A 26,437-nucleotide genomic window follows, 5' to 3' on the forward strand; every position below is an offset into this window, starting at 1 on the left:
ATATCTCTTTGTGGAATTATCCCACGCAAAGCCGTTACGCATTTTCGCAGGAAATGCCCAAATCTCTCAGGCAACAGAAACGGCCCGCTTTTGGCGGGCCGTTTTGTTTTATTTATTATCTTCTGCGGCTTTTCCCTGCGTAATCAGGCGGGCGCTATGTTGACCCGATATGAAGGTCCAGAGCCAGCTCCAGGCCACAGCCGCGCGACTGCGCGTACCAATAAGAAAGAAGATATGGGCAATACCCCATACCCACCAGGCGATTGCACCCTTGAGCTTGATACGCCCCATATCGACCACCGCAGCCCCTCGACCAATAGTCGCAAGGTTTCCCTGATGGCGATAGCGAAACGGTCCCGGAACTGCTGTCCCAGCGGTGCGGCTGCGAATGACCTTGGCAACATAGGCTCCCTGTTGCTTGGCTGCTGGCGCAATTCCCGGCACAGGTTTTCCATCCGGCCCTTCAACCCAAGCCGTATCGCCGATCACAAAGATATTCTCATGGCCGGGCACAGTCAGGTCTGGCAGAACGCGAGCACGGCCAGCGCGGTCGCTTTCAGCACCCAACCATGCGGCTGCGGGCGATGCAGCAACGCCAGCCGCCCAGATGGCCGTTTTGCAAGGGATAAACTCCTCACCAACTGTCACGCCATCTTCCGTAATTTCCTTGACCGGCACACCGAGGCGCACTTCGACACCGATTTTCTGCAATGCATTCTGCGCATAAGTGGAAAGATCTTCCGGGAACGCCGCAAGAATACGTGGTCCCGCTTCAACCAGCAGGATGCGGGCTTGCCTTGTGTCAATGTTCCGGAATTCCGGCCACATGGTCTGTTTGGCCAACTCAGCAATGATACCCGCCAGTTCCACGCCAGTCGGCCCTCCACCAACTATCGAGAATGTGAGCAAGGCCTGCTGTTTTGCCGGATCGGTTTCGCGTTCGGCGCGTTCAAATGCAAGAAGCAAACGGCGGCGAATGGTCGTGGCGTCCTCCAGCGCTTTCAGACCGGGTGCAACCTTTTCCCAACGATCATTGCCAAAATAGGCATGGCGCGCACCGGTAGCGAGTACAAGCGTATCATAGGCAATCTCCGCACCATTTTCGAGCCGCACTTTCTGAGTGGCAGTATCCACACCGACAACGGTACCAAGTAAGGTTGTTACGTCCTTGCGATCGCGAAACAGGTGGCGGATCGGCCAGGCAATTTCAGAAGTTGCGAGGATTGTCGTCGCAACCTGATAAAGCAGGGGCTGGAAAAGATGATGGTTGCGTTGATCAACAAGCGTAATGCGGACATTAGCACCTTTCAGATCATGGATAAATTGCAGGCCGCCGAAGCCTGCACCAACGACGAGGATATGGGGGGTATCCGGTTCGTTCATTGAAATTATACACCTGCGTTTGGCGTGAGACTGAGTCACGCTCGTCAAAAATAGCTACGCTTTGCAAACTAACGCTAACAGGTGGATGGTAAAGAGCCTAACGGCAAAGCGCCACTAATTCCTGACGAAATAATTCAAGGTTGCCGCCAGGAAACGTGCTTTCAAGTTTTGCGTGGGCTGCGGTCCAGATTGGGACAGCAGAAGCAAGCACTGCTTGACCTTCGGATGTGAGACAAAGCAGTCGCTCACGACGATCCTTCGGATTGACAATGACTTCAATCCAGCCGTTGCGCTGCAAGGGTTTCAATGCAGCGGTGAGGGTAGTCTGATCCATGGCGAGAAGCTCAGCAACCGGCTTCATAGGGGGAGGACTAGGGCGGTTAAGCGACATGAGCAGGGAGAATTGGCCATTGTTCAGGCCTGACTGTCGCAATTCATCATCAAAATAGCGCGCAAGCGCACGCGCTGCACGCTGAACATGCAGACATAAGCAGGTGTCACGCACAAGAAGCGTGGTTTCAAACGGAACGTCGCGACTTTCTGGCATCACCTAGTAATGTTGATATCAATCTATTTCGTCAAGCCAGTTAGTTCGCCTCATCACTAAAATACCAGTTAGAAATCATCACCGTGATGCATGTGACGAAGATAGGCGAACGCGGTTCCTGCCAGAATCGGCAGAATGACAAGTGCCATCCAGAAAATGATGTTGCTCATGTTTCCCTCCCTTTTTTTGCCAGTTTAACATATCCGGCGGATAAAGGAAAAACGCGCAAAGTTGCGGCTTGTTCCCGAGATATGGATTGCGAGCTTTCCGCCCGGAAGTGCTTACTTGCCCTGGAAGACAGTTCATTTCGTCTTCGGACTGAAATACCAATCCGGCAACCTCGATCAGCCCAAAGATTAGAATGAAATCCCACTGAGCTGAATCGCACGACGTTTAATCACTATTGCCAGCGAGCATCAGTTTGAGTAAAAGTATCGTCACATCAAGAGTTGGGGCGACGCCCAACGCCAACCTGCCTTTCCGGGCAAGGTGGTACTTCCTTAAAAGGAAGGATGTGGCCAACCGGCAAATATACGGATGAAGCCACGCGCGTCTGCTCTGACACAACGAAGGACCGACGCGACATGCCTATCAAGATTCCTGACGATCTGCCCGCAACCAGTGTTCTCGAAGCCGAGGGCGTTATGGTCATGCGTGAGGCGGACGCCATCCGTCAGGATATCAGGCCGCTCAAGATTGGCCTTCTCAATCTCATGCCGAATAAGGCTACAACAGAAACGCAGATTGCGCGGCTGTTGGGGGCGACACCTCTGCAACTTGAGTTGACGCTCGTGCGTATAACCAATCATGTTGCGCGTCACACGTCTGCTGATCACATGCTCTCCTTCTACCGCCCGTGGGAAGAAGTTCGCGATGAGCGCTTTGATGGCTTTGTTGTTACTGGTGCACCGGTTGAACGCATGCCATTCGAGGAAGTTACCTATTGGGATGAAATGCAGCGTGTTTTTGACTGGACCCAGACGCACGTCCATCGCACACTCAATATCTGCTGGGCAGCACAAGCGGCAGTGCATCATTTTCACGGTATGGGGAAATATGATTTGCCAGGTAAAGCTTCCGGCGTTTTCAGCCAACAGAATCTGGCACCGTCGTCACCCTATCTGCGCGGGTTCTCCGATGACTTTGCAATTCCCGTCTCTCGCTGGACAGAAGTGCGCAAAGACGACATCCCGTCAGAAAGCAGCCTGAAGGTTCTCGTTGACAGCCCGGAAAGTGGCCTTTGCCTGCTGGAAGATCCTCAGCACCGTGCGCTGCACATGTTCAACCATGTTGAATATGATACGACATCGCTTGCTGATGAGTATTTCCGGGATATCCAGCTTCAACCGGAAACGCCCCTACCTGCGAACTATTTTCCAAATAATGATGCAAGCCGCAAGCCACAGAATTGCTGGCGTGGCCACGCGCATCTTCTTTTTGGCAACTGGATCAATGAGATGTACCAGTCAACGCCTTATGATCTCGAAAATATCGGTAAGTTCTGACTGCTGCATTGTTCCTGAAATTTGCATCAGTCCAGTGTAAAATTATGCATGAAATTTAAACTGTTAGAGCCAATCCCCAAAAGGGATTGGCTTTTTCATTATCATGATTGGCTGGCAAAGCGATCAACCCATTTGTGCCATTGATCTTCGCTTCCGTGGAAAACGTTCAGGTCGATCTTGCCATTCACACCCTGAGACAGACCTGAGCCGGAATACTGCCAGAAGACCCAGCGACGGCCCGGATAGACCTTGGAAGGGTGCTGGGCGACTGCACGCAGCCAGAATGGATAATCTGTAAACGCGCCCTTCAAATTATCATCATAGAAATCCGGGGCGGTGTAGATGACTGGACGCTTGCCATAATGGCGCTCCAGCGCATCCATAAACACCTGCATCTTTTCACGCACCTGCGCCGGTGATGGACGGCGCTTGCAAGATGAATCGCCATTCCACTCGACATCGATCACAGGGGGCAGCGCATCGGGGTCGACCGGCACGTTACGGATAAACCAATCAGCCTGTTGGCTGGCTACACGGCACCAATAGAAGAAATGATAAGCACCACGCTTCAAGCCTGCTGCCTTCGCATCGCGCCAATTCTTGCGGAACATCGGATCGAGGTGATCGCCACCATCTGTTGCCTTGATATAAGCGAAGTTTGCACCATTTTTGCGCAGCGTTGCCCAATCGATATTACCCTGCCAGCGTGAGACATCGACGCCATGCACGGCATGTCTGCGTGGAGAGACGCTACCGAAGTTAATGGGCTTCGCATCACGGAAACGCTGGCTGTAGACACGCGAACGTTCTTGCGGCGCAAGACGTACAGGTGGATAGGCCGCAACTTCTGGCTTCGGAACGGAAATGGGAGCGGCCACACTCTGTTCCGGGCGCTGCGTCAAGGGAGCGGGAGGCTCACTTTTAAAAGGGCCCGCATCGGGCACAGGACCTGCCCATGCAAGAACTTCTTCCTGCGGCGCGGTGGGCATCGATTGCGGCGCCCTCGCTGTTTCCATCACAGGTGCAGATGGCCGCACCACGGAGCTGGTCAGCTCAGCAGATGGCTGCGGCATAAGACCGTCGATGCCGGAACTTGACGTGCAACCCGCCAGAGCGGTGCAGGCAAGGGCAATTGCTGACACAACTGAAAAACGCATGATACCCGTACACAAACTCAGGCGCTCTACAGCCAAACAAAAAAGGTTGCAGAAAAGCCATCAACCAACACTCGCAATGCTCCTCCCGAGCAAATTGCTAACCAAAGATTACCGCACAAAGCTGAATCCAAAGTTTACGAAAGGCTTAAAGGTTCTGGAATGACAGGCCGAGCTATAAGCAGGTACTATGAAGTAAAAACAGTATGTTACGTCTCTGATTTAGTAAATCATCTGAATATGCAGATTCTCGGCGATTGATTGTCCATAAATTTTTTGGAATTTCATCGAAGACGTCAGGCCGTTCTGGCGGCGCGGTCCAAATCCTGCTCGAACACCTGTTCTGCAAAAGGTTTTGGTTTTACGCTTTCAATTTGCATCATGAGATCGGCTATTTTGTCGGGATTTGAAATACCGCATTCATAAATCTGGATGATTTCGTGCGCCATTTCATCTTTCTGAGGAGAGGTTATGGGGCAACGCCCAAGACGTTGGCACGTCTCTACAAATGCCGCCTGCAACTGTTCCAGTTCAGCGGGCTTAAAACGCTTAAAGTAATAATCTCTCGAAAACGGCATATCAATTCATTCGCAGTTTGGTCGTGATTGACCGAATTTCATAACCTGGACGATCATCCGGAGCGCGTTTCAATCTGATTATACCAGATCGGCGCTCCAATAGTTTGTCTTAACGCGCATCTTATCCAAAAACCGGTTCACACTTTTCGGGGATGCGCTCTTAAAGCATGTCCTTAGTAAATCTGAACGTATTACTATCATACATCGCGATAGTTTACATTCAGTAACTGGTTTCAACTGCGCATAAGCTCTACTCGCGCTGCGATTGCAGCAATTTTTCCTGGATCGCACTCACCGGATTGAAATGTCCTGATAATGGCGCGTGCGAGATCATTTTTTGCCTCATGTGTCGTCGGACAACGGTCCAACAAGGCACAGCTTTGATTATAAGCGGCTTGCATCAACTGCAAGTCTTGGGGCGTGAACGTTCCGTGATACTGGCTGCCTCTGAATGGCATGGTGTTTTCCCCTTGAATTTTTCGATTGAAGCTCGAATTTCAAAGGAAAGCAACAGCATTTTAAGCGGAACTCGATAAACAGTGTTCGGGATATGTCCGCTTAGAACCGAAACCTTCACAAGCGTTAGAGGCGGCTGTATAAGCCACGCTAAAAGTTCAATGAAAAGGATGCGATAGTGAAAATCGGCGTCGTTACAGTTTCCGACCGTGCAAGCCGCGGCGAATACGAAGATTTGAGCGGGCCGACAATAGAATCCTGGCTAAGAAGCGCGATTGTGACACCGTATGAGATCGTCAAACGCGTCGTTCCAGACGGCATGGAATCCGTGCGTGATACACTGATGGATCTTGCCGATAATGTCGGATGCGATTTGATACTCACGACAGGTGGCACAGGCCCCAGTCCACGTGATGAAACACCGGAAGCGATGAAGGCTGTTTTACATAAAGAGTTGCCGGGCTTTGGCGAACAGATGCGCCGGGCAAGCCTTGAGCAGACACCGACAGCAATCCTCTCACGTCAAACTGCTGGCAGTCGTGGTAAGAGCTTCATACTCAACCTCCCAGGAAAACCTGCATCCATTGCAATGACCTTGCAGGCTATTTTCCCAGCTGTGCCTTATTGCCTTGATCTGATTGGAGCAGGGCGCATCGAGACCGATCCTTCAGTTGTGAAAGCCCATCGCCCGGGTTGAGATTAGCGGCGTCACGGTTCATTCGCGAAATTTGCATCTCTCGATGCAAATCCCTGCATGATTTATAAGAAATACCGTCACAAAATGGACGGCGCTGATCATGTGACGCCATATTTTTAAACCAGAATTATAAGTTCCCGGCACTAAATATTGTTAGTGCCGGGAATAAGCATACCAGTTACTTATCTGCACTGGGCTCGGACAACGGCAGGCCTTTCGCTCCAGCATAAAATACAATGAGAGTAACAGGCTTATCTCCAGTTACGCCCCTATGAATCTGTCCGACTGTCTCAGCTATTGCTTGTCCTTCGGTAAAATGCCTGGTTTCTCCTGTCGCCTTTTTTTCAAGAGTGATTTCACCTGACAGAATATACCCAGCATTGATCATTGGATGAGTATGCCACGGTAACTTGGTATGTGGTGGTATTGTAATTTTTACCATTGATATCTCCGGAGCTACATCGGGATACGATTTGTAAGCAGTTCCCTCCCAAGATGAGCCAGTGCTTAGCAATTTTTCAACCTTGACGGTTGGTAGCTCTTTGGCACTAACCAAACCACTTGGCGCTAATATGAAAGTGCACATTGTCAAACTCAAATAAAACAATTTATCTTTATTAATTAATATCAAAAATATACTCCTAATTTATTGTATTAAATGTATTAATGTAATTTATATTTCGTATTATTGTGTTTAAATATTGACTCTGTCAGTCAAAGTGAAATTTATACGTATAAAAAGCGGTTCTCCGGCTGCGGTCCAATTTGCAATCAAGCCACGCCAGACACAGTTAAAACATCGGATTGGTTCAATAAAATCTGTGCTTTAAGCCTATTCAGAATGGATTAGAAACCATCGCCAATTCGCTGTCGCGACGAAATTGCGCAACCCAGCCTTGCGCTTTTGCATGACGTGCACACTTGCATTTCTCTGATTTGAAGCTGAATATTAGCGAAAAGAAGGGGAATTAAGTGAAGCCATTCGATGAGATGCTCAATCATGGCGGGGGTGTCCGCCAACCATACGAATTTCTCAAGCAGTGGCTCGACCAGCAGGATCAACACAAACTTCTGCAGAAAACGCAGGATGCCGAAAGCGTCTTTCGCAAGACCGGTATTACATTTGCGGTTTATGGCGATCAGGATGCAGCCGAGCGACTGATCCCGTTCGATATCATTCCGCGCATTATTTCGGGTCAGGAATGGCGACGACTTTCGCAAGGTATTGAGCAGCGTGTCATGGCGCTCAATGCTTTTCTTGACGATATCTATCATCGTCAGGAAATTGTCCGGGCAGGGCGCATCCCCAAGGAACTCATTACCAATAATGAGGCGTTCTTGCCGGAAATGATCGGTTTTCGTCCACCCGGCAATGTCTATACGCACATCATCGGCGTCGATATCGTCCGCACTGCTGAAAATCAGTTTTACGTGCTCGAAGACAATGCACGTACTCCTTCCGGTGTTTCCTATATGCTGGAAAACCGCGAAACCATGATGCAGCTCTTTCCGGAATTGTTTCAGAATGTGAAGGTTCGCCCGGTTGAAAATTATCCGCAATTGCTGCGCCAGTCATTAGCCAGTGTCGCACCTCCCGGCACGCAAGGTGTGCCGACGGTGGCTGTGCTGACGCCCGGCATCTACAACTCGGCCTATTTCGAACACGCCTTCCTCGCAGATCAAATGGGTGTAGAACTTGTAGAAGGGAGTGACCTACGCGTTGTGGATGGGCGTGTCGCAATGCGCACAACGAAAGGATATCGTGCCATCGACGTGCTTTATCGTCGTGTGGACGATGAATTTCTTGATCCTCTGACATTCAGACCAGATTCAACCCTTGGCGTCGCTGGCATCATGGATGTCTATCGCGCCGGAAACATCACCATCGCCAATGCGCCGGGGACGGGAATTGCCGATGACAAGGCAATCTACTCCTATATGCCTGAGATCATCGAGTTCTATACGGGCCGCAAAGCGATCCTTGAGAACGTTCCGACCTGGCGTTGTTCTGAACCGGACAGCCTGGCCTATGTTCTCGATAATCTGGCCGACCTCGTCGTCAAGGAAGTACATGGTTCAGGCGGCTACGGCATGCTGGTAGGCCCAGCTGCGACCAGGGCTGAACGCGATACTTTTGCAGAAAAGCTTAAAGCGCGTCCGCGTAACTACATTGCGCAACCGACATTGGCGCTTTCAACAACGCCTATCTTCACTGAAAGCGGCCTTGCACCACGCCACGTTGATCTCAGGCCATTTGTACTGGTCTCAGACCGCATTCGTATTACACCCGGCGGTTTGACGCGCGTGGCACTGAAGGAAGGCTCACTCGTTGTGAATTCCAGTCAGGGCGGCGGCACGAAAGACACTTGGGTACTTGACGACTAATGGAATGAATTTGGAATTGCGCATCAAAGCCGGCAACAAGACCGGAGCGCGAGAAGGGGAATGAATTTATGCTTCTTGGCCGTACGGCAAACGGGCTTTACTGGATGTTCCGCTATATCGAGCGCGCCGAAAACATGGCACGTCTCGTGGATGCGGGCTTGCGTATGGCACTTACAAAAACATCGGATGCACCGGAAGAGTGGTCTTCTGTGGTGGTATCGGCAGGTGCAAGCCAGACATTCTCAGCAAAATATCACGCATATAATGCTGCCAATGTCGCCGATTTTCTGTTGCGTGACATGGACAATTCGTCAAGCGTCATGTCCTGCATAGAAACTGCGCGTTCCAACGGACGTATGGTGCGAACAGCACTGACGCGCGAAGCGTGGGAAAGCGTCAATGAAGCATGGATGGTGCTTAAAAAGTCGCTCTGCAAACCGCTGAAAGAAGCAGATTTGCCGCCACTGCTCGATCAGATCAAACGCGAGACAGCACTGATCCGCGGTGCCTTTCACGGCACGATGTTGCGCAACGAGATCTTCGATTTTGCCGGGCTTGGCACTTTTATTGAGCGCGCAGACAATACCGCCCGTATCCTCGACGTAAAATACTATGTGCTTCTTCCAGCTGTTTCCTATGTGGGAACCACGCTCGATAATTATCAGTGGGAGTCGATCCTCAGATCAGTTTCAGCACATCGCTCTTACCGCTGGGTCTATGATGGCGACTATCGTCCTGCGCATGTCGCAGACTATCTGATCCTCAATGGACGTATGCCGCGATCGCTCAATTATTGCTATCAGAGCATCAACGGACATCTGAACTATCTGGCGAAGGATTATGGCGATAGCGCCATTTGTCACCAGACGGGGGATAAAATCTATGCAACCCTGCAAAATCAGGACATTGGTGCGATCTTCGATGTCGGCTTGCACGAGTTCCTGACGGATTTTATTTCACGCAACAACCGGCTCGGCAACGAGATCGCGGAAAACTACAATTTTTATTGAGGTGATCGCTTGTTGCTCAATATCCGGCACGTTTCGCATTATCGCTACGAAAATCCGGTTCCCTATGCGGTCCAGCGCCTGCGTTTACGTCCACCGACGTTGCCCGGCCAAGTGGTCAAGCACTGGGAACTGAAGATTGAAGGTGGAGAGCCTGAAGTCTCCTACATCGATGGTTTTGGCAACAAGACCGATCTGGTACAGCACGCGCGCAACGTTAATGAGATCATCATTACGGCGAGTGGAAGCATTGAGGTGGAAGATCGCGTTGGCGTTCTGGGGCCGGTCTACGGCTATGCGCCACTGTGGTTGTATGAACGCGAAACGCACCTGACCATGCCCGGCGAACGCATTCAGTCACTTGCCGGTGACTTGAGGAAAGACCAGGAACGCCTCGCATTGTTGCATGAGCTGATGAATTCTATTCATACGTCAGTTGCCTATATGCCCGGTACGACGAGCGTTGCAACCAATGCCGAAAGTGCACTGGAAGCAGGCAGTGGCGTTTGTCAGGATCACAGTCAGATATTCCTGTCAGCGGCTCGGCTGCTTAAAATTCCGGCCCGTTACGTCTCCGGCTATCTGTTGATGGAAGGTATCGAGGAACAGACGGCAAGCCATGCATGGGTGGAAGCGCATGTTGATGGGCTTGGCTGGGTCGGATTTGATGCCGCGAATAATGTCTGTCCCAATGATCGTTATGTTCGTCTGGCGACAGGTCTTGACTATCGCGATGCCGCGCCAATTTCCGGGGTAAGGATGGGAGGGGCTATCGAAAGTCTTGCGGTCCACATCAATGTAGGGCAGTGATTGTTCAGAGCATTGCGCTTCATGAATGAATAAGAAGCAATACCCAGATGATCGGGGCTCTAAGTGTTTGTTTTGTCGCATTGTCCTATGCAAAACCGCTTCGCACTTTTGCTGGAAATGCTCACGATTTTAAAGTGCCCGCCGGAAACTGCAGATGACTTATTGCGTTGGAATGAAAATTGATCGCGGCCTCGTATTTATGTCCGATACAAGGACAAATGCAGGACTCGATAATATCTCGACATTCTCGAAAATGCGTAGCTGGAACAAGGACGGCGAACGCGTAATCGTGCTTTTATCAGCGGGTAATCTCGCCACTACACAAGCCGTTGCCAGCCTGCTTGAAGAGCGCATGAAAGCGCCGGAAGACAGGCACCCGTCAGTATTTGATGCACCGTCCATGTTTCAGGTGGCTCGCCTTATCGGCGATACCGTCAAAGAAGTAATCATAAATTCAGCGACTGGCGGACAGAGTGCAGACGCATTCGGAGCATCGTTCATTCTGGGTGGGCAGATCAAGGGCGGACAGCCACGGCTGTTCTATATCTATCCTGAAGGCAATTTCATTGAAAGCTCGGTCGATACGCCGTTTTTCCAGATTGGTGAAAACAAATACGGCAAACCAATTCTGGTGCGTGCCTATCACGAGACAATGAGTTTCGAGGAAGCGGTCAAGCTGCTGCTGGTTTCTTTCGACTCCACCTTGAAGGCAAACCTCTCAGTAGGTTTACCGCTCGATATGCAGATTTACGAGACCGACAGTCTGGAACTCGGCGAACACAGGCGCTTTGAAGCAAGCGACCCTTATTATCAGACGGTTTCGGAAAGCTGGTCTGAGGCGCTGAAATCGGCACTCGAGCAACTGCCGCCGTTCAGCTTCGACAAGTAAAGAGAATCCCGGATGGTTTAGTGCAGACCGATTTGATTCAATCTGATCGGTACACCAAACCCTTGTTTTAACGCGCATCCCGAAAATCGTTTCATACTTTTCGGGATGCGCTCTGACATCCGGCCTATGTGTTTTAGTCTTTGGTCACGGTCGCTACATAATTCGCATCAGCAACCATATTGAAGTTGTGAACGTTGGACGCTGTCACAGCAGTTTCGATCTGCTGATAAATGACTGCAAACGGGCTTTCTTCCTGAAATTTCTTCTGAAGGTCACGATACATGGCCTCACGCTTGGACGTATCGCGTTCCTCTGCGGCCGCCATAGTTTCCGCGGTTAGTTCTGGAATATCCCACGACGCCTGCCACGCGGTTGTGCGCAAGTTGACGTCATCTCCATTGTTCGGATTGTTGGTGAATGTGACGGCGTTGGTGTGCGGATCCCAATAATCCGGGCCCCAGATACCCAATGCGAGCTGATGTTTGCGTGCGCGAACCTTGGTAGTCGTAAGCTTGCCGTCACCTTGCAGGATTTCAACATTGACCCCGGCTTTGCCCATAGTCTGCTGAATGCTTTCAGCAATGCCGACATATGGCTGGTTATTGCGAACATCGAGTGTAATGTTGAATCCGTCCTTTAGCCCTGCTTTTTCAAGCAGTTCCTTTGCTTTCTCAACATCATACTTGAAAGGTTTGTCATCCACCGCTCCAAACATGCCCACAGGCAGGAACGACTGGTGCTTGCGACCAATGCCTTTAATCAGTGTGGCTTCGATAGTGTCATAATCGACCAGATATTTCAGCGCCTGACGCACTTCGGGCTTCGCCAATTCCGGCACATTCTGATTTGCAACGAGATAGTAGATACGGCCCTTCGGCGCGTTGATCACGCTGAACTTGGCATCTTTGCCCAGTTCTTGAATGTCGCCCGGTTCGAGATTGCGTGCAATATCAATATCGCCAGCCTGAAGCAGCAGGCGCTGCGAAACACCTTCCTTAATGTGACGATAGATAATGCGCTTCATAGCGGGCTTGGCGTCAGTATAGTTCTCATTGCGTTCAAGAAGCATAACCTCATTGGCACGCCACTGTTTCAATGCGAATGGACCAGAACCGGCATAATTGTTTTTCAGCCACTCATAGCCGAAGTCAGTGTCATAAGCATAAGTGTCCGTCTTCTCGGTCTTCTGCTCGTGTTCCTTCACCAGTTTGCTGTCGACAATCGATGCAACGCTGGAGGTCAGGCAGTTCATAACAAAACTCGGCGCAAAGGCCTTGCCAGTGGTAAAAACGAATGTCTTGTCATCCGTCGCAACGACATTCTGGTCAACGTTTTCGGCCGTGATGCCAAACTGGCTCAGAATAAATGCAGGGCTTTTGTCGAGCTTGATTGCACGTTGGAGCGAATAGGCGGCGTCATGCGCCGTAATCGGGTTGCCTGAGGCAAACTTAAGACCATCACGGATTTTAAACGTGATCGATTTTCCGTCCTCAGAAAAGGTCCAGCTCTCAGCGATCTGTGGAATGATCCTGGTTGGATCTTTCGTATCTGTGGTCACCAGTCGTTCATAGGTACTGGTCAGCATCTCGGATGTTGTGATTTCAAAGATTTCCGCCGGATCGAGCGAAATGATATCGTCGATACTCATTGCGATCACGAGCGTGTCGGAGGGCGTAGCAGCTTCCACGGCCTTTGGTGAGGCTGACAGGCAAAGAGCAAATGCCAGCGCTGCAGGAATGGATACACGCAACAGTCTGGTGGTGAGCGCCCCATGCTGCCAAGCAAGAACAGGTAATGCAGTTCCGAATTTCATGTGTTTTCCCCTCGAGATCATGTCCATTCCCCGGACATGCTCATCAACTCTCTATTCGTTCCGGTTACGACTCTCCTGAACGTGAAAGTATTAGATTCCGTTTTTTAAGGGGGCACAATGGTAGGGGATATTTAGCCGCAAAATAAAAACGGCTGGAAAAATCCAGCCGTTTCACAAGTCAATCGAGAAGGATTATGCGAAGACTTTGAAGCGTTCAGCGTCATCCATGAATGCCTTATCGCCAAAATCCTGCTCGTTGGAACCGAATGGCATCTGGGCGCGCAGCTTCCATGACGATGGAATGTTCCAGGTTCTGGCAACTTCAGCATCAATCAGGGGATTATAGTGCTGAAGGCTAGCGCCGATATTTTCATTGGCAAGCGCCGACCAAACCGAAAGCTGTGCCATGCCGCCGGCCTGTTCTGACCAGACAGGGAAATTGTCTGCATAGAGTGCAAAGTTTTCCTGCAAGCCCTTAACGACATTCTGGTCTTCAAAGAAAAGTACCGTACCGGCACCTGCAGCAAAGCTGTCAAGCTTGGCTTCAGTTTGTGCAAACGCATCAGCAGGAATGATCTTGTGGAGCGTTTCCTTGGCGATGTTCCAGAGCTTGTCGCTCTCTTCGCCGAAAAGAATAATGGCGCGCGAGCTTTGCGAATTGAAAGAAGATGGCGAATGCTTGATTGCTTCACGGATCAACTCAGCTGTTGCATCCTGGGAGAGAGGAAGGTTCTTGCCGAGTGCATACTGTGTACGACGCTTCTTGAGGGCGGCGATATAGCTATTGCTCATAATCATTGTCCTGTTTTTACAGCGATTCTTTGCTGCGAACTTATTGCAGCTTGCAGAGATCGGGAAAATCTTATGTAAAATATTGCGATTTTTGAGCAGGAAGCCAGCCCATGTTTCTGAAACACACTGTCAACAGATAATGCGGTTTTCGGTTTCATTGTTTCAGCTTGCTGAACTAATCGATCGGGATTTTTTGGATAATTTAGCTTTTTCCTTTCGTTTATAATCAATATCTGACAAAATTTATCGGAATATGGGAACCCCAAAACGCGTTGCGGAAAACGCGACATGCTTTCAAGAAAAGGTCAGTGTGAGCCGCCGGTTCATAACGGACTATGGACTATGAGGTTACAACAGTTTGAAGTCATTTATCATTATCGGGGGCGGTGCGAGCGGTGTTCTCATGGCGTTACAATTGCTTGTCCGATCGCCAGAAGCCACGGTTCGTATTTTCGAGCGATCAGGTAGTTTGGGCGCGGGGATCGCTTACTCAACGCAAAATCCCAACCATTTGTTGAATGTCCGTGCGAGCAATATGAGTGCATTTCCGGATCAACCCGAACATTTTTTTAACTGGCTTAGCACCAACTCTCACGCAGCCAGTGAAGGCGGATGGCAGCCGCAATCTTTTGCACCACGTGCGCTCTATCGACTCTATCTGAATGATCTGCTCAAGCCATATCTTGAGAGTGATAACCCACGTATTACTATCGAAAATGCAGATGTTTCGGACGTGGCCTTTAATGCCCTCCGACCGCAGGTAACAAGCTCATCAGGAGAGAGCTTTTCAGCAGATGCTATTATTGTCGCCACAGGCAATGAGGCTGCAATTGCGACCTCAGGCAGCCATGTGACAGAATACTGGTCCAGCAACGGCTACTTCGATATTCCCTCAGATCATTCGGTCGCAATTCTCGGGACCGGACTGTCGATGATCGATAGCGTGATTTCACTGCTCGATAAGGGACATAAGGGGCAGATTCATGCAATTTCGCGGCGTGGCCTGCTTCCTGCACGCCACGAACCAGCAGAACCGTTCCCAATCGAAGCAAGTGCGCTGCCCGTGGCAGATGGATTACCTAAGCTTTTGCATATTGTGCGTAAGATGATTGATCAATGCGAAGCAGAGGGCAAAAGCTGGCGCAGCGTGATTGACGGATTGCGGCCGCACACAAAAAACATCTGGAACAGATTACCATTGAGGCAACGCCGTAGCTTCCTTCGACACTTGCGGCCATGGTGGGATGTACATCGTCACCGGATGGCCCCGGCAATCGCTGATCGGATCGAATTTGCCCAACAATCAGGGCAACTCACTATCACCGCTGCCCATCTTGCCTCGGTTAAAAACAAGGCTGAATACATCGCAATCCGTTATCATAAACGAGCCGGCGAGGGCCTTGAAGAGCTTGATGTTCAATCCATCATTGATTGTCGAGGAGGAAGCTCGCGGTTTTCGACAACGCGCAATCTCGCACTGATTAGCCTCATGGAGCGTGGTCTGGCAAAGCCAGACGCACTTGATCTTGGTCTGGATGTTACAGCCGATCTGCAGGTCCTGAATGCCCGTGGCGAGCCTTCAGGACCAATCTTCGCAATTGGGCCGGTAACAAAGGGCATTTTCTGGGAAGTGACGGCAGTGCCTGATATTCGTGTTCAGACGGAAAAACTCGCCAAAACGCTTCTGGTGGTCTGATTCCGACTTTTACATCCCTCGGTTACAGGCGCTGGACAAATGTCAGAATCAAAAGGGCCATTAACAAGTTTATGAATTGAGTGGATTTTTCGAATTTTACGTTTGAAACAGCAGTGTGGGTTGGGATTCAAACGTCAAATTCAATCCACCAGAAGGTTAGGAATCACTAATTTAATTAGCCGATGCAAACAGAGGCATGTTGTCATTCGGCTGCAAAAATTACGCGTCAATATGTCCGATAAAAAGTGGTTGTGTGGACAGCTGGCCCCAAGGAAGCAGTTTTCTCGGGCGTTTGTAGAATAAAATGATTCAAAATATCGCGATAAGCCATTGAAAGCTATTGCCATAATAACCGCTAGCCGGTCATAATAAAGACATCGGAATATATGATTCCTCTCGACATCTTACCGGAGCGTTCCTGTTACTGTTTTCATGAGCGGTGCCTGCTTCGGATCAACCCTGATTACGGAATGGAGGCCTGTGGCGCATGACGATGGACGGCAGAATGCTTTTCTTGCTTGTCCTTCTACCGTTTCTTGGCAGCGCTGTAACAGGTCTATTCAGGGGTGTAGATCGCACCGGATCGGCATGGTTTACAGCTGCCATAGCGCTCGTTGCCTTTGTCATCACAGCAAGTCTTTATCCTATCGTATCGAATGGCGGCGTTGTTCGCGGATCGATTGATTGGCTTCCGAACTACGGTCTGAATGTAACGTTCCGAATGGACGGCTTTGCATGGCTTTTTGCCATGCTCATTACCGGCATTGGCCTTTTGGTCGTCATTTACGCGCGCTATTACATGTCGCCGGAAGACCCGGTCCCGCGTTTTTTCTCGTTCCTCCTATCCTTCATGGGGTCGATGCTCGGCGTTGTTCTGTCGGGTAATATCGTTCTGCTCGCAGTTTTCTGGGAGCTGACCAGCATCTTCTCGTTCCTGCTCATCGGCTACTGGTATCACAATGCCAGCGCGCGTGATGGCGCACGTATGGCTTTGACAGTGACTGGTATCGGCGGCTTCTGTTTGCTCGCAGGCGTGCTTTTGCTCGGTCACATCGTCGGTAGCTACGATCTCGACAAGGTGCTTGAAGCAGGAAACATTGTTCGTGCGCATCCACTTTATACGGTCGCGCTTGTTCTCATTCTAATGGCGGCTTTCACCAAGTCGGCACAGTTTCCATTCCATTTCTGGCTTCCCAATGCAATGGCAGCGCCCACGCCGGTTTCGGCCTATTTGCATTCTGCCACCATGGTGAAAGCAGGCGTCTTCCTGCTTGCACGCTTGTGGCCAGTATTTGCCGGTACTGAAGAATGGTTCTGGATTTTAGGGCTTGCAGGTCTGACGACTTTGTTGATCGGCAGCTTCTTTGCTGTTTTCCAGCAAGATCTTAAAGGCTTGCTAGCCTATTCAACCATCAGCAACCTTGGCCTGATCACCGCATTGTTGAGCCTCGGCAGTCCGCTCGCAGCAGTCGCAGCCATCTTCCATATGGTCAACCACGCCATCTTCAAGGCATCGTTGTTCATGGCAGCAGGCATCATCGACCATGAAACCGGCACGCGTGACATGCGCAAGCTAAGTGGTCTTGCACGCGCCATGCCTTACACTGCAACACTTGCCATGGTTGCGAGTGCATCCATGGCTGGTGTTCCGCTGCTCAACGGCTTTCTATCCAAGGAAATGTTCTTTGCTGAAGCGGTTGAAACGCATATGGCATCGTCATTGGATACGATCACACCATATATCGCGACACTGGCTGGTGTATTCACAGTCGCATATTCGATACGTTTCATTTATTCGACCTTCTTTGGTCCTGCACCGCATGATCTACCAAAAAAACCGCACGAACCTCCGCACTGGATGCGTCGCCCCATCGAACTTCTGGTTTTGCTCTGCCTGTTGATCGGCATCATTCCAAATATTGCAATCGGGCCTTTCCTTCACTCGGCCGTGGTTTCTGTACTCGGTGATGCAACACCGCAATATAGCCTTTCAGTCTGGCACGGATTCAACCTTCCGTTGATGATGAGTATAGTTGCGATGATTGGCGGTATCATTCTGCATTGGGCGCTGAAAAACTATCTTGCGACCAGTGAAGATGGACCACCTTTCTTCCGTCATTTGCAGGGACAGCGTATTTTCGAGCGCGTGCTTGTCACTGTTTCCTGGAACTGGGCACGTAAGGCTGAAAACTTCTTCAGCACGCGTCGTCTCCAGCCACAGCTTCGCATTGTTGTAGCCGTTGCACTTGTTGCTGCTGCATGGCCAATTTTTGAAGATGGCATCCATGCAGGCATGCTTGGCGTACAACCTGTCGATCCGATTTTTGCCGGTCTTTGGATTTTGGGCGGAGCCTGTGCGATTGGTGCTGCTTATCAGGCGAAATATCACCGTCTAGCAGCTTTGATCCTGCTTGGCGGGGCGGGGCTTATCACCTGCATTACGTTTGTCTGGCTCTCCGCACCCGATCTTGCCGTGACGCAGTTGCTGGTAGAAATCGTGACCACCGTTCTGCTTTTGCTCGGGCTGCGCTGGCTGCCCAAGCGTTGGGAAGATCCAGATCCCATTCCTGTGAAATTCGGCCCGAGATTGCGCCGTTATCGCGATTTCGCGCTGGCTATCGGCAGTGGCGTTGGCGTGTTCATCATTTCATATGCCATGATGACCCGCCCATCACCGGTCAGCATTGGAGACTATTTCCTGCAAAACGCCTATTCGGGCGGCGGCGGCAAGAATGTCGTCAACGTCACTCTGGTCGACTTCCGCGCTTTCGATACATTTGGTGAGATTGCGGTTCTTGGTATCGTTGGTCTTACGGTCTTCGCGCTGTTGCGTCGTTTCCGTCCGGCACCAGACAGCACTGGCTCAACTGCACAGCAGAAGATTCAGGATGCCTATGATGAGGCCATGGAAGATCGCGAAAAAGGTGAGACGCTCGCCGATTATCTGGCAGTTCCTTCTGTGATCATGCAGTGGTTGTTCCCTGTCATCATCGTGCTTGCGGTTCATCTGATCTTGCGCGGTCACGATCTGCCAGGTGGCGGTTTTGCGGCCGGTATTACCCTAGCGGTTGCGTTCATCCTGCAATATCTCGCGGCTGGCACGCGCTGGGTTGAAGATCACCTGCGTATTCTGCCTGTTCGCTGGATCGGCTTTGGCTTGTTAATTGCAGCGGCAACTGGTGCGGGTGCATGGATATTCGGTTATCCGTTCATGACCACATTCTTCCAGTATGCAGATATTCCATATGTAGGAAAAATGCCCGTTGCGAGCGCGTTGATCTTCGATATCGGCGTCTTCGCTCTGGTCGTGGGTGCCACTGTTCTGATGTTGATTGCGTTGGCCCACCAGTCAATCCGTAAACACCGTGTTGAAAAACTTGCCGCTGCGAAGGAGGAGAACTGATGGAACTGGTTCTCGCTATTGCAATCGGCGTGTTGATGTCGTCTGGTGTCTGGCTGATCCTGCGTCCGCGCACGTTTCAGGTCGCCATCGGTCTGGCGCTTGTGTCTTATGCGGTTAATCTGTTCATCTTCTCGATGGGCCGTTTGCGCACCAACGCACCTCCCTTGCTTGATTCCGGCATCAATGTTCAGGCCGCGCAATATACCGATCCTGTGCCTCAGGCACTGGTTCTGACTGCTATCGTTATTGGCTTTGCAATGACTGCGCTTTTCCTTGTCGTGTTGCTCGCATCGCGCGGAATGACACGCACCGACCATGTCGACGGCAAGGAGAATTGATGATGGATTGGAAATCACACCTCATCGTTGCGCCCATTCTCTTGCCGCTGGTAACTGCTGCATTGTTGCTGATGTTCGATGAACGCAAGCGCAAGCTCAAAATGGCGATCAATACGATCTCCATCATCGGCCTGATTTACATCGCGTTCACGCTGCTCGGTGTTGCAAGCGAAAAAGCGCCTGAAGCATCAGTTTATCTGATCGGCAACTGGCCTGCACCATTTGGCATCGTGCTGGTTCTCGACAGGCTCGCTGCGCTGATGCTCATGTTGACCAGTGTGCTCGCTCTGGCAGCTCTCAGCTTTGCGCTTGCCCATTGGCACAAAGCGAGCCCGAATTTCCATACGATTTTCCAGCTCCTGCTCATGGGCCTTAATGGCGCGTTTCTGACAGGCGATCTGTTCAACCTATTTGTTTTCTTTGAGGTTATGCTCGCAGCCTCTTACGGTCTGGCGCTCCATGGTTCAGGACCGGCGCGTGTAAAAGCTGGCATGCATTACATCGCGGTCAATCTGGTTGCTTCATCGCTGTTCCTGATCGGCGTCAGTCTGATCTACGGCGTAACGGGTACGCTCAATATGGCGGATCTGGCGCAGAAGATTTCACAGGTTGCGCCAGAAGATCGTATGCTCCTTGAGGCAGGTGCGGCCATTCTTGCCGTTGCATTCCTCGTAAAAGCAGGCATGTGGCCGCTCAACTTCTGGCTTGTTCCTGCTTACACGGCAGCAGCCGCTCCGATTGCGGCGATTTTCGCGATCATGAGTAAAGTCGGCATTTACGTTCTTCTGCGTCTATCGCCGCTCATGTTCGGTATTGGGGCTGGCGAATCCTACGGTTTTGGTAACGACTGGCTCTACTACGGCGGCATGGTCACGCTGGCCTTCGGCCTGATTGGCGTCGTCGCGTCACAGGCGATGGGTCGCCTCGCAAGCTACAGTATTCTGGTGTCATCCGGCACGTTGCTTGCAGCCATCGGTAGCGGCAACACCGCGATGACCGGTGCAGCACTCTTCTATATGGTCAGCTCTACACTGACGATTGCAGCTTTCTTCCTCCTGATTGAACTTGTTGAACGCGGTCAGGATGCGGCGGCAAACGTTCTTGCCGTTACCATGGAAGCCTATGGTGACGACGAAGAGGAGGAAGAGGAAGAAGAAGTTGGCGTGGTACTGCCTGCCACCCTGGCCATTCTCGGCACCTGTTTTGCCGTGGTCGCAATTCTTCTCATTGGCTTGCCGCCATTTTCCGGCTTTATCGCAAAGTTCCTGATCCTTGCAGCCGTATTCAACGGCGACGGCGCAGCACCGACATTAGCCATGCCGGTCAGCCCGGCAAGTTGGACACTGATCGCACTTATCCTGTTGTCAGGTCTGTCGGCGCTGATTGCAATGACACGCACAGGCATTCGTACGTTCTGGGCTTCGCTTGAGGGTAATGTGCCTCGCGTTCTGGTGCGCGAAGTGGTGCCAATTGCCGGTCTTCTGGCTGTCTGTCTGGCACTGACAATCGCAGCAGGCCCGGCCATGCAATATATGGATGCAACCGCTCGTTCGCTGCACAATCCAAAAGACTACATTAACAGTGTCCTGAATACGCCACGCGTGGGCGGAGAAACGGTGGAGGTAAAATGAGAAAAATTCTACCATTCCCGCTGCTCTTCCTATCGTTGATCGTGTTTTGGCTCTTGTTGAATGGCTTCACACGCGCGCAATTGATACTGGGCATCTTTATTTCGCTCTTTGCCTGTCATGCGATGACGGCGCTGCAGCCGCAGAAAAACCATCTGCGCTCGATTCCAACCATGTTGTGGTTGTTTGGTGCGGTCAGTATCGACATTCTTATGTCGAACATTGCGGTGGTGAAACTCATCCTTTCCAGACGTAAAGAACGTCATCCGGGCTTCGTGGTTATACCGCTCGATCTCGAAAATCGCACAGGACTGGCAGTCCTTGCGTGCATTATCACAACAACGCCCGGGACCGCCTGGGTTGACTACAATGTGGCCCGCAAGGCGCTGACAATCCATGTGCTTGATCTCGAAGATGCGAAAACCTGGCGAACGACGATCAAGCAGCGCTATGAACAGCCGCTTATCCGCATATTCGGAGCCAGAGACGTGATGAAAGAGGAGCAATCGGCATGAGCGCAGTTATTCTTTTCTGGTCACTGCTGGCTGCACAGATCATGCTCGTCGCCGCTATGGGCTGTGTGGTTTATCGATTGCTCATCGGGCCACGCGCGCAGGATCGTGTTCTGGCGACTGACGCTCTTTATCTCAATGCGCTTCTTCTGTTGCTCACTTTTGGCATGCGTACAGGCAGCGTTATCTATTTTGAAGCCGCACTCATCATTTCACTGCTCGGTTTTGTCGCCACGGTGGCGCTTGCCAAATTCCTGATGCGCGGGGAGGTGATCGAATGATCGGAGCAGCTGATCTGCCCGTCTGGGCCGCAATCGTCATTTCATTTTTTCTTGTTGCCGGTGCCTTCCTGACACTTGTCGGTTGTATCGGACTTGTTCGTTTTAAGAGTTTTTATGAACGCATTCACGCGCCGACAATTGGTTCTTCGTTCGGTGCCGGTGGAATCTTGATCGCTTCCATCATGTTTTTCTCCATCTTGCAATCCAAGCCGATTCTGCATGAAGTGTTGATTACCGTCTTTGTGGTCATCACAACGCCGGTAACGCTCATGTTGCTAAGCCGTGCGGTGATTCATCGTGATCAAACGCAGGACAGCAAAGAGCTTCCTTCATCTTCCGACCAGAAATAATGGTTGGAAGCATCGGCTTGAGGCATTTGGAGGAGTGCTGAAGGCTGCGGCCAATTGTCCATATGCGCCATGCATCCAGACATGCGGATTGAAGATTGAGGCCATTTGAATTATCTGAATTTCAGTAATTTCTGAAAGTTCAGAATTTACGGGAGAGAGAACTTGGAATTATCGCCAATTGTTCAGTCGTTTGTACTCCACTTCGGAGAGATGGGTAGCCGCTGGGGTATCAATCGTACGGTTGGACAGATTTATGCGCTGCTCTATCTATCGTCTGAACCCTTGTGTGCGGATGATATCGTTGATGCGCTTGGTGTTTCGCGCTCCAACGTCTCGATGGGTATCCGCGAATTACAGGGCTGGAATCTTGTACTGCTAAAGCACATACCCGGTGATCGTCGTGACTTTTTCACGACCCCCGGCGACGTATGGCTGATTTTGCGAACGCTTGCAGAAGAACGCAAGAAGCGCGAAATCGATCCGACCCTGACCGTACTTCGCGAAGTGCTGATGGAACAGCCGGAGAGCGACAGCGACCGATTTGCGCAAGATCGCATGAAGGACATGTACGCACTCATCGAGCGGCTGACCAACTGGTACGACGACGTCAAGAAACTCGATACAGACAGATTGACCAGCCTTCTGGCGCTTGGCGCCAAGGTAACCCGCTTCCTGGAAACCACAGACAAGATCGTGGCGCTGGGACGTGGGAGAGCATCGGCCAAAAAGGAGCCTAAACGAGAGTGAAACCCGTTGCCCCCCGAACGGAAGACGCGGCACAACAAGACGGCGAAACATCTGGCGACAAACGTCGCCCGCGTCGGCGTCCAGTTCCGTCTCTGCTCAAAACGGGGGCAAGGCTTCAGGCCGTGGCAGCGCTTCTATGGCTGCCACAGGCCGCACTTCTCGCCTACGGGGTAGGTTATCTCGCCAATACTGGTTTTGATGCCACAATCTATTATCTTGCTGCTGGGTTGTTTCTTCTTGGTTGTTTACGCAGCCTTCTGGATGCGCGCGGCGCGACAATGGCTTTCGATGCCGCACGAAGCGAATTGGCCAGCCTGCGCGAAAAGGCAGTAACGGCATTATCGCAGCGCTCACCTCTTGATACATTCCGCCCATCTTCAGGGGAGGCGGCCAGCATACTCGCCGAACAGGCCGAGATGGTCGTTCCATATCTCTCTCGTTTTGTACCTGTTCGCATTCGCGTCATGCTGGTTCCACTGGCAATTCTCGTAGTTGTCTTGTGGTTTTCCTGGATTGCAGCGCTCATCCTGCTGATTGCAGCACCTTTGATCCCAATTTTCATGGCACTGATCGGCTGGCGCGCAAAAGCGGCCAGTGAAAAACAGCTTGTTGCATTGGGCGATATGAATGGTTTTCTGCTTGATCGCCTGCGGGGACTGGCAACAATTCGTAGCTTTAACGCCGTCGATATGACCGCCACGCGTCTTCGCGATAATGCCGAGACGTTGCGCAGAAAGACAATGATTGTTCTGCGTATCGCTTTCCTGTCATCTGCTGTTCTTGAACTCTTCGCGGCCCTTGGGGTTGCGATGGTGGCTGTTTACATTGGCTTTCATCTGCTCGGCCCGCTGGGCTTTGGAGCATGGGGACATCAGCTAAGCCTCGCTGAAGGCTTGTTCATTCTGCTGCTTGCACCCGCATTCTTTGAACCTCTGCGCGATCTGTCCGCCGTTTGGCATGACAGAGCATCTGGTGAAGCAGCCATTGATGCACTGGAAGAACTCGCAAAGCATGAAATGCCGGTTGTAGGCAGCAGCATCGCCGCCGAAGAAGTCAACAACGCACCTTCGCTGATGTTGCGGGATATCCGCTTTCGTTATTCCACTGGAGAGGATGTCTTCAGCGGCTTTAATCTGGATATTGAGCCAGGCGAGCATGTGGCACTTCTTGCGCCAAGTGGTTTTGGTAAGTCGACATTGCTCGCGCTAATTGCCGGACTAGCTGCACCGCAAGAAGGCCAGATCACGATTGGCGGTGTGACACTTCAGAATGAAACCGCCGCAACCCTTCGGGCAAGAATGCGTTGGGTCGGTCAGAAGCCGCATATTTTTGCTGGCAGCGCGCGACACAATATAACGCTTGGCCGTCATGCTGATGCTGAGAAGACCGCGTCAATCATCAACCAGATGGCCTTGAGCCATGTCGCCGGCATTACCGGAACCGGTGTGATTGGTGAAAATGGTGCAGGACTTTCTGGCGGTGAAGCACTTCGATTGGCCTTGGCACGCATTGCTGTGGATCAAAACGCTGACATCATTCTCGCTGATGAACCAACTGCACATCTTGACCACGAAACGGCGGACCGCATTGCTGATAGTTTGATCAGCCTCGCCAAAGGCAAGACGCTCATCATCTCAACCCATGACGAGAAACTTGCAGGTCGGATGGACCGCATCGTTCGGCTCAATGATTTGAGTGGTAACGCGCAAATCTGGCAGAAGAGGGCAGCAGAATGAACGGACTTCAATCGCTCCGCCCGATCCTGCAACTCTTCTTCCGTACAAAAGGGATGATGCTCTATGCGGGTATTGCAGCTGCAACGGCGACGGTTCTTGCCGGGATTGCGCTGCTCGGTCTGTCCGGATGGTTTATCACAGCCACTGCCATCGCTGGCTTGAGTTTGGCAACCGCCGTTGTATTCGATGTTTTCGCACCAGCTGCCGGCATTCGTCTTCTTGCAATTTTAAGAACAGGCGCACGTTATCTGGAGCGCCTTGTAACTCATGACGCAACGCTCGCCATTCTTGCAGCGCTTCGCGAAAAGCTGTTCCGCAGCTGGGCTCGTCCCGCAGCAGCAAGTGCGTTGCTCAAACGACCAGCACGACTTCTGTTCAGGTTAACCGCTGATATCGATGCGCTTGATTCACTTTATCTCCGCGTTCTCGTGCCAGCAGGTGCAGCTTTCGCCACAGCGCTCGTTGCGGGTGTGGCACTTGGGCTAATGCATCCGCTTTTTGGTCTGATTATCGCTTTGACACTGCTTGTTGTCGGACTGGGACTACCGCTCAATGCAGCCAAGCGTGCTGAAAAACCGATGCGTCGGCGTGCCAAGGGTACCGAAGCATTGCGGGCGCGAACGGTTGATCTGGTTGCAGGACAGACCGAACTCATCATGGCTGGCCGCATGGACAGTCAGAATGCGAGCATCATACGCGCCGACAATTACATTGCATCGAGCGACCGCGTTCTCAACCGCATTGAAATTTCGGCGGGTGCCGGTCTGGGCATTCTTCATGCGGGTCTTCTCGCCGGTGGACTGGTTGGTGCCGGTCTGCTCATGCAAGCCGGACTGATCAATGCCCCGGTAGCGGCGCTCGCATTGCTGATCATCCTCGGCGCGATGGAGCCATTTGCAGCACTGCGCCGTGGTGCGATGGAACTTGGCCGCACAATACTTGCCGCGCGCCGTGTGGCTCCGGCACTTGAAGCAACTGATACATTCCAGTCGCTGCCATCGCCCGCAAAGGGCAATGCAGTAAACCTCGAACAGGTTACCGTTCGCCATGAGGGTTCTACTGCGAAAGCGCTGGATGCGATCGACTTGAACATTGCCGTAGGTGATCGCGTCGCGATCATTGGCACCAGCGGTGCAGGCAAGTCTACACTTTTCAATGTGCTGGCAGGCGAGATCAATGCCGAAGACGGCAATGTCCGAGTTCTGCCAGCACGACTTCTGACCCAGCGAACTGAGCTTTTCAAAGATAGTCTTCGTAACAATCTCAGGCTCGCAAAGTCAGATGCAAGCGATGCGGAGTTAAACGCCGCATTGGAAGCCGCCGGTTTAGGCGACTTCATGAAAGCCCAGACCGAGGGACTGGATACGGTTTTGGGTGAGGGGGGACTTGGGCTCTCTGGCGGTCAGGCCAGACGCCTTGCTTTGGCTCGCTTGTTCCTGACTGACGCTCCTTTATGGCTCCTTGATGAGCCCACTGAAGGACTCGATCAGGCAACAGCAGAAGATGTGCTTTGCCGCCTCAATGAACAGGCCAAAGGCCGTACCTTGTTGATAGCAACGCATATTCAGCGTGAAGCACGCGTTTGTGATCGTGCAATTGTTTTGGATCAAGGCGCGATCGTTCAATCGATGACCAAAAAAGAAGCCTCTTTCGACGACGTCCTCAAATTCTTGAGGTGAAATTTAAGTAGGGGGGCTGTGAGCCGACGCAGTGTCGGGAACAGCTCGTAA

23 protein-coding genes and 1 riboswitch are annotated in these 26,437 nt (G+C 51.5%); of the genes, 16 read left to right on the plus strand and 7 right to left on the minus strand.

Annotation, left to right across the window (positions count from 1 at the left end):
• Positions 1–108 precede the first annotated feature (108 nt).
• Both CEV32_RS05765 and CEV32_RS05770 read right to left on the minus strand, forming a co-directional pair.
• Positions 109–1,383, minus strand: coding sequence for an NAD(P)/FAD-dependent oxidoreductase (locus CEV32_RS05765; RefSeq protein WP_094575045.1), 1,275 nt, complete (start codon positions 1,381–1,383; stop codon positions 109–111).
• Between the two features lie 97 nt (positions 1,384–1,480).
• Complete coding sequence (locus tag CEV32_RS05770) at positions 1,481–1,930, minus strand: MarR family winged helix-turn-helix transcriptional regulator (protein WP_094575047.1); 450 nt, start codon at positions 1,928–1,930, stop codon at positions 1,481–1,483.
• Between the two features lie 434 nt (positions 1,931–2,364).
• A riboswitch (SAM-I-IV-variant riboswitch) is annotated at positions 2,365–2,473 on the plus strand.
• 41 nt (positions 2,474–2,514) lie between these two features.
• Here CEV32_RS05770 and CEV32_RS05775 point away from each other — a divergent pair.
• Positions 2,515–3,435 carry a homoserine O-succinyltransferase gene (locus CEV32_RS05775; RefSeq protein ID WP_094575396.1) on the plus strand — a complete coding sequence of 307 codons (921 nt, stop codon included), beginning with the start codon at positions 2,515–2,517 and terminating at the stop codon, positions 3,433–3,435.
• Positions 3,436–3,536: 101 nt separating this feature from the next.
• Here the strand turns inward: CEV32_RS05775 and CEV32_RS05780 are convergent, their stop codons facing one another.
• Positions 3,537–4,592 carry a glycoside hydrolase family 25 protein gene (locus tag CEV32_RS05780; RefSeq protein WP_094575049.1) on the minus strand — a complete coding sequence of 352 codons (1,056 nt, stop codon included), beginning with the start codon at positions 4,590–4,592 and terminating at the stop codon, positions 3,537–3,539.
• Between the two features lie 293 nt (positions 4,593–4,885).
• Complete coding sequence (locus CEV32_RS05785) at positions 4,886–5,167, minus strand: hypothetical protein (protein WP_094575052.1); 282 nt, start codon at positions 5,165–5,167, stop codon at positions 4,886–4,888.
• A 634-nt stretch (positions 5,168–5,801) separates the two neighbouring features.
• Here CEV32_RS05785 and mog point away from each other — a divergent pair.
• Positions 5,802–6,320 carry a molybdopterin adenylyltransferase gene (gene mog, locus CEV32_RS05795; RefSeq protein WP_094575056.1) on the plus strand — a complete coding sequence of 173 codons (519 nt, stop codon included), beginning with the start codon at positions 5,802–5,804 and terminating at the stop codon, positions 6,318–6,320.
• A 178-nt stretch (positions 6,321–6,498) separates the two neighbouring features.
• On the opposite strand, the gene CEV32_RS05800 is transcribed toward mog, so the two are convergent.
• Positions 6,499–6,951, minus strand: coding sequence for a cupin domain-containing protein (locus CEV32_RS05800; RefSeq protein ID WP_208620805.1), 453 nt, complete (start codon positions 6,949–6,951; stop codon positions 6,499–6,501).
• A 341-nt stretch (positions 6,952–7,292) separates the two neighbouring features.
• Here CEV32_RS05800 and CEV32_RS05805 point away from each other — a divergent pair, with 341 nt between their 5' ends.
• The 4 genes from CEV32_RS05805 to CEV32_RS05820 all read left to right on the plus strand — a co-directional run bounded on the left by CEV32_RS05805 (position 7,293) and on the right by CEV32_RS05820 (position 11,411).
• On the plus strand, positions 7,293–8,705 hold the full coding sequence (locus tag CEV32_RS05805) for a circularly permuted type 2 ATP-grasp protein (RefSeq protein WP_094575058.1): 1,413 nt from the start codon (positions 7,293–7,295) through the stop codon (positions 8,703–8,705).
• 68 nt (positions 8,706–8,773) lie between these two features.
• Entirely contained in the window at positions 8,774–9,715 is a 942-nt protein-coding gene (locus CEV32_RS05810; RefSeq protein WP_094575061.1) for an alpha-E domain-containing protein, read from the plus strand.
• Positions 9,716–9,724: 9 nt separating this feature from the next.
• The gene (locus CEV32_RS05815) at positions 9,725–10,522 is read left to right on the plus strand and encodes a transglutaminase family protein (RefSeq protein ID WP_094575063.1); all 798 of its coding nucleotides are present in this window, start codon (positions 9,725–9,727) and stop codon (positions 10,520–10,522) included.
• Between the two features lie 154 nt (positions 10,523–10,676).
• A complete protein-coding gene (locus CEV32_RS05820; protein ID WP_094575065.1) occupies positions 10,677–11,411 on the plus strand; it encodes a proteasome-type protease in 735 nt (244 codons plus the stop codon).
• A gap of 133 nt (positions 11,412–11,544) precedes the next feature.
• Here the strand turns inward: CEV32_RS05820 and CEV32_RS05825 are convergent, their stop codons facing one another.
• Together CEV32_RS05825 and CEV32_RS05830 are read right to left on the minus strand one after the other, a co-directional pair.
• Positions 11,545–13,224: an ABC transporter substrate-binding protein gene (locus tag CEV32_RS05825; RefSeq protein ID WP_094575067.1), complete on the minus strand. Its 1,680-nt coding sequence runs from the start codon at positions 13,222–13,224 to the stop codon at positions 11,545–11,547.
• A 192-nt stretch (positions 13,225–13,416) separates the two neighbouring features.
• A complete protein-coding gene (locus CEV32_RS05830; RefSeq protein WP_094575404.1) occupies positions 13,417–14,016 on the minus strand; it encodes a nitroreductase family protein in 600 nt (199 codons plus the stop codon).
• A 358-nt stretch (positions 14,017–14,374) separates the two neighbouring features.
• Between CEV32_RS05830 and CEV32_RS05835 the strand changes: the two genes are divergently transcribed.
• The 10 genes from CEV32_RS05835 to cydC all read left to right on the plus strand — a co-directional run bounded on the left by CEV32_RS05835 (position 14,375) and on the right by cydC (position 26,386).
• Positions 14,375–15,712 (plus strand): FAD/NAD(P)-binding protein, encoded by a 1,338-nt coding sequence (locus CEV32_RS05835; RefSeq protein WP_094575069.1) that lies wholly within the window; start codon positions 14,375–14,377, stop codon positions 15,710–15,712.
• Between the two features lie 487 nt (positions 15,713–16,199).
• The gene (locus tag CEV32_RS05840) at positions 16,200–19,115 is read left to right on the plus strand and encodes a monovalent cation/H+ antiporter subunit A (RefSeq protein ID WP_094575071.1); all 2,916 of its coding nucleotides are present in this window, start codon (positions 16,200–16,202) and stop codon (positions 19,113–19,115) included.
• Complete coding sequence (locus CEV32_RS05845) at positions 19,115–19,453, plus strand: Na+/H+ antiporter subunit C (RefSeq protein ID WP_094575073.1); 339 nt, start codon at positions 19,115–19,117, stop codon at positions 19,451–19,453. The genes CEV32_RS05840 and CEV32_RS05845 overlap by 1 nt, the downstream gene beginning before the upstream one ends.
• Positions 19,454–19,455: 2 nt before the next feature.
• Complete coding sequence (locus tag CEV32_RS05850; RefSeq protein WP_094575075.1) at positions 19,456–21,084, plus strand: monovalent cation/H+ antiporter subunit D; 1,629 nt, start codon at positions 19,456–19,458, stop codon at positions 21,082–21,084.
• Positions 21,081–21,596 (plus strand): Na+/H+ antiporter subunit E, encoded by a 516-nt coding sequence (locus CEV32_RS05855; RefSeq protein ID WP_094575077.1) that lies wholly within the window; start codon positions 21,081–21,083, stop codon positions 21,594–21,596. Before CEV32_RS05850 ends, CEV32_RS05855 begins: the two co-directional genes overlap by 4 nt.
• On the plus strand, positions 21,593–21,874 hold the full coding sequence (locus CEV32_RS05860; protein ID WP_094575079.1) for a K+/H+ antiporter subunit F: 282 nt from the start codon (positions 21,593–21,595) through the stop codon (positions 21,872–21,874). Before CEV32_RS05855 ends, CEV32_RS05860 begins: the two co-directional genes overlap by 4 nt.
• Complete coding sequence (gene mnhG / locus CEV32_RS05865; RefSeq protein WP_094575081.1) at positions 21,871–22,224, plus strand: monovalent cation/H(+) antiporter subunit G; 354 nt, start codon at positions 21,871–21,873, stop codon at positions 22,222–22,224. The genes CEV32_RS05860 and mnhG overlap by 4 nt, the downstream gene beginning before the upstream one ends.
• Before the next feature lie 162 nt (positions 22,225–22,386).
• Entirely contained in the window at positions 22,387–22,971 is a 585-nt protein-coding gene (locus tag CEV32_RS05870) for a GbsR/MarR family transcriptional regulator (RefSeq protein WP_208620806.1), read from the plus strand.
• Complete coding sequence (gene cydD, locus CEV32_RS05875; RefSeq protein WP_094575084.1) at positions 22,968–24,707, plus strand: thiol reductant ABC exporter subunit CydD; 1,740 nt, start codon at positions 22,968–22,970, stop codon at positions 24,705–24,707. Before CEV32_RS05870 ends, cydD begins: the two co-directional genes overlap by 4 nt.
• Positions 24,704–26,386: a thiol reductant ABC exporter subunit CydC gene (gene cydC / locus CEV32_RS05880; RefSeq protein WP_094575085.1), complete on the plus strand. Its 1,683-nt coding sequence runs from the start codon at positions 24,704–24,706 to the stop codon at positions 26,384–26,386. The genes cydD and cydC overlap by 4 nt, the downstream gene beginning before the upstream one ends.
• Positions 26,387–26,437 lie beyond the last annotated feature (51 nt).

Origin of the sequence: Brucella rhizosphaerae (assembly GCF_002252475.1) — a bacterium.
GTDB classification, from domain to species: domain Bacteria; phylum Pseudomonadota; class Alphaproteobacteria; order Rhizobiales; family Rhizobiaceae; genus Brucella; species Brucella rhizosphaerae.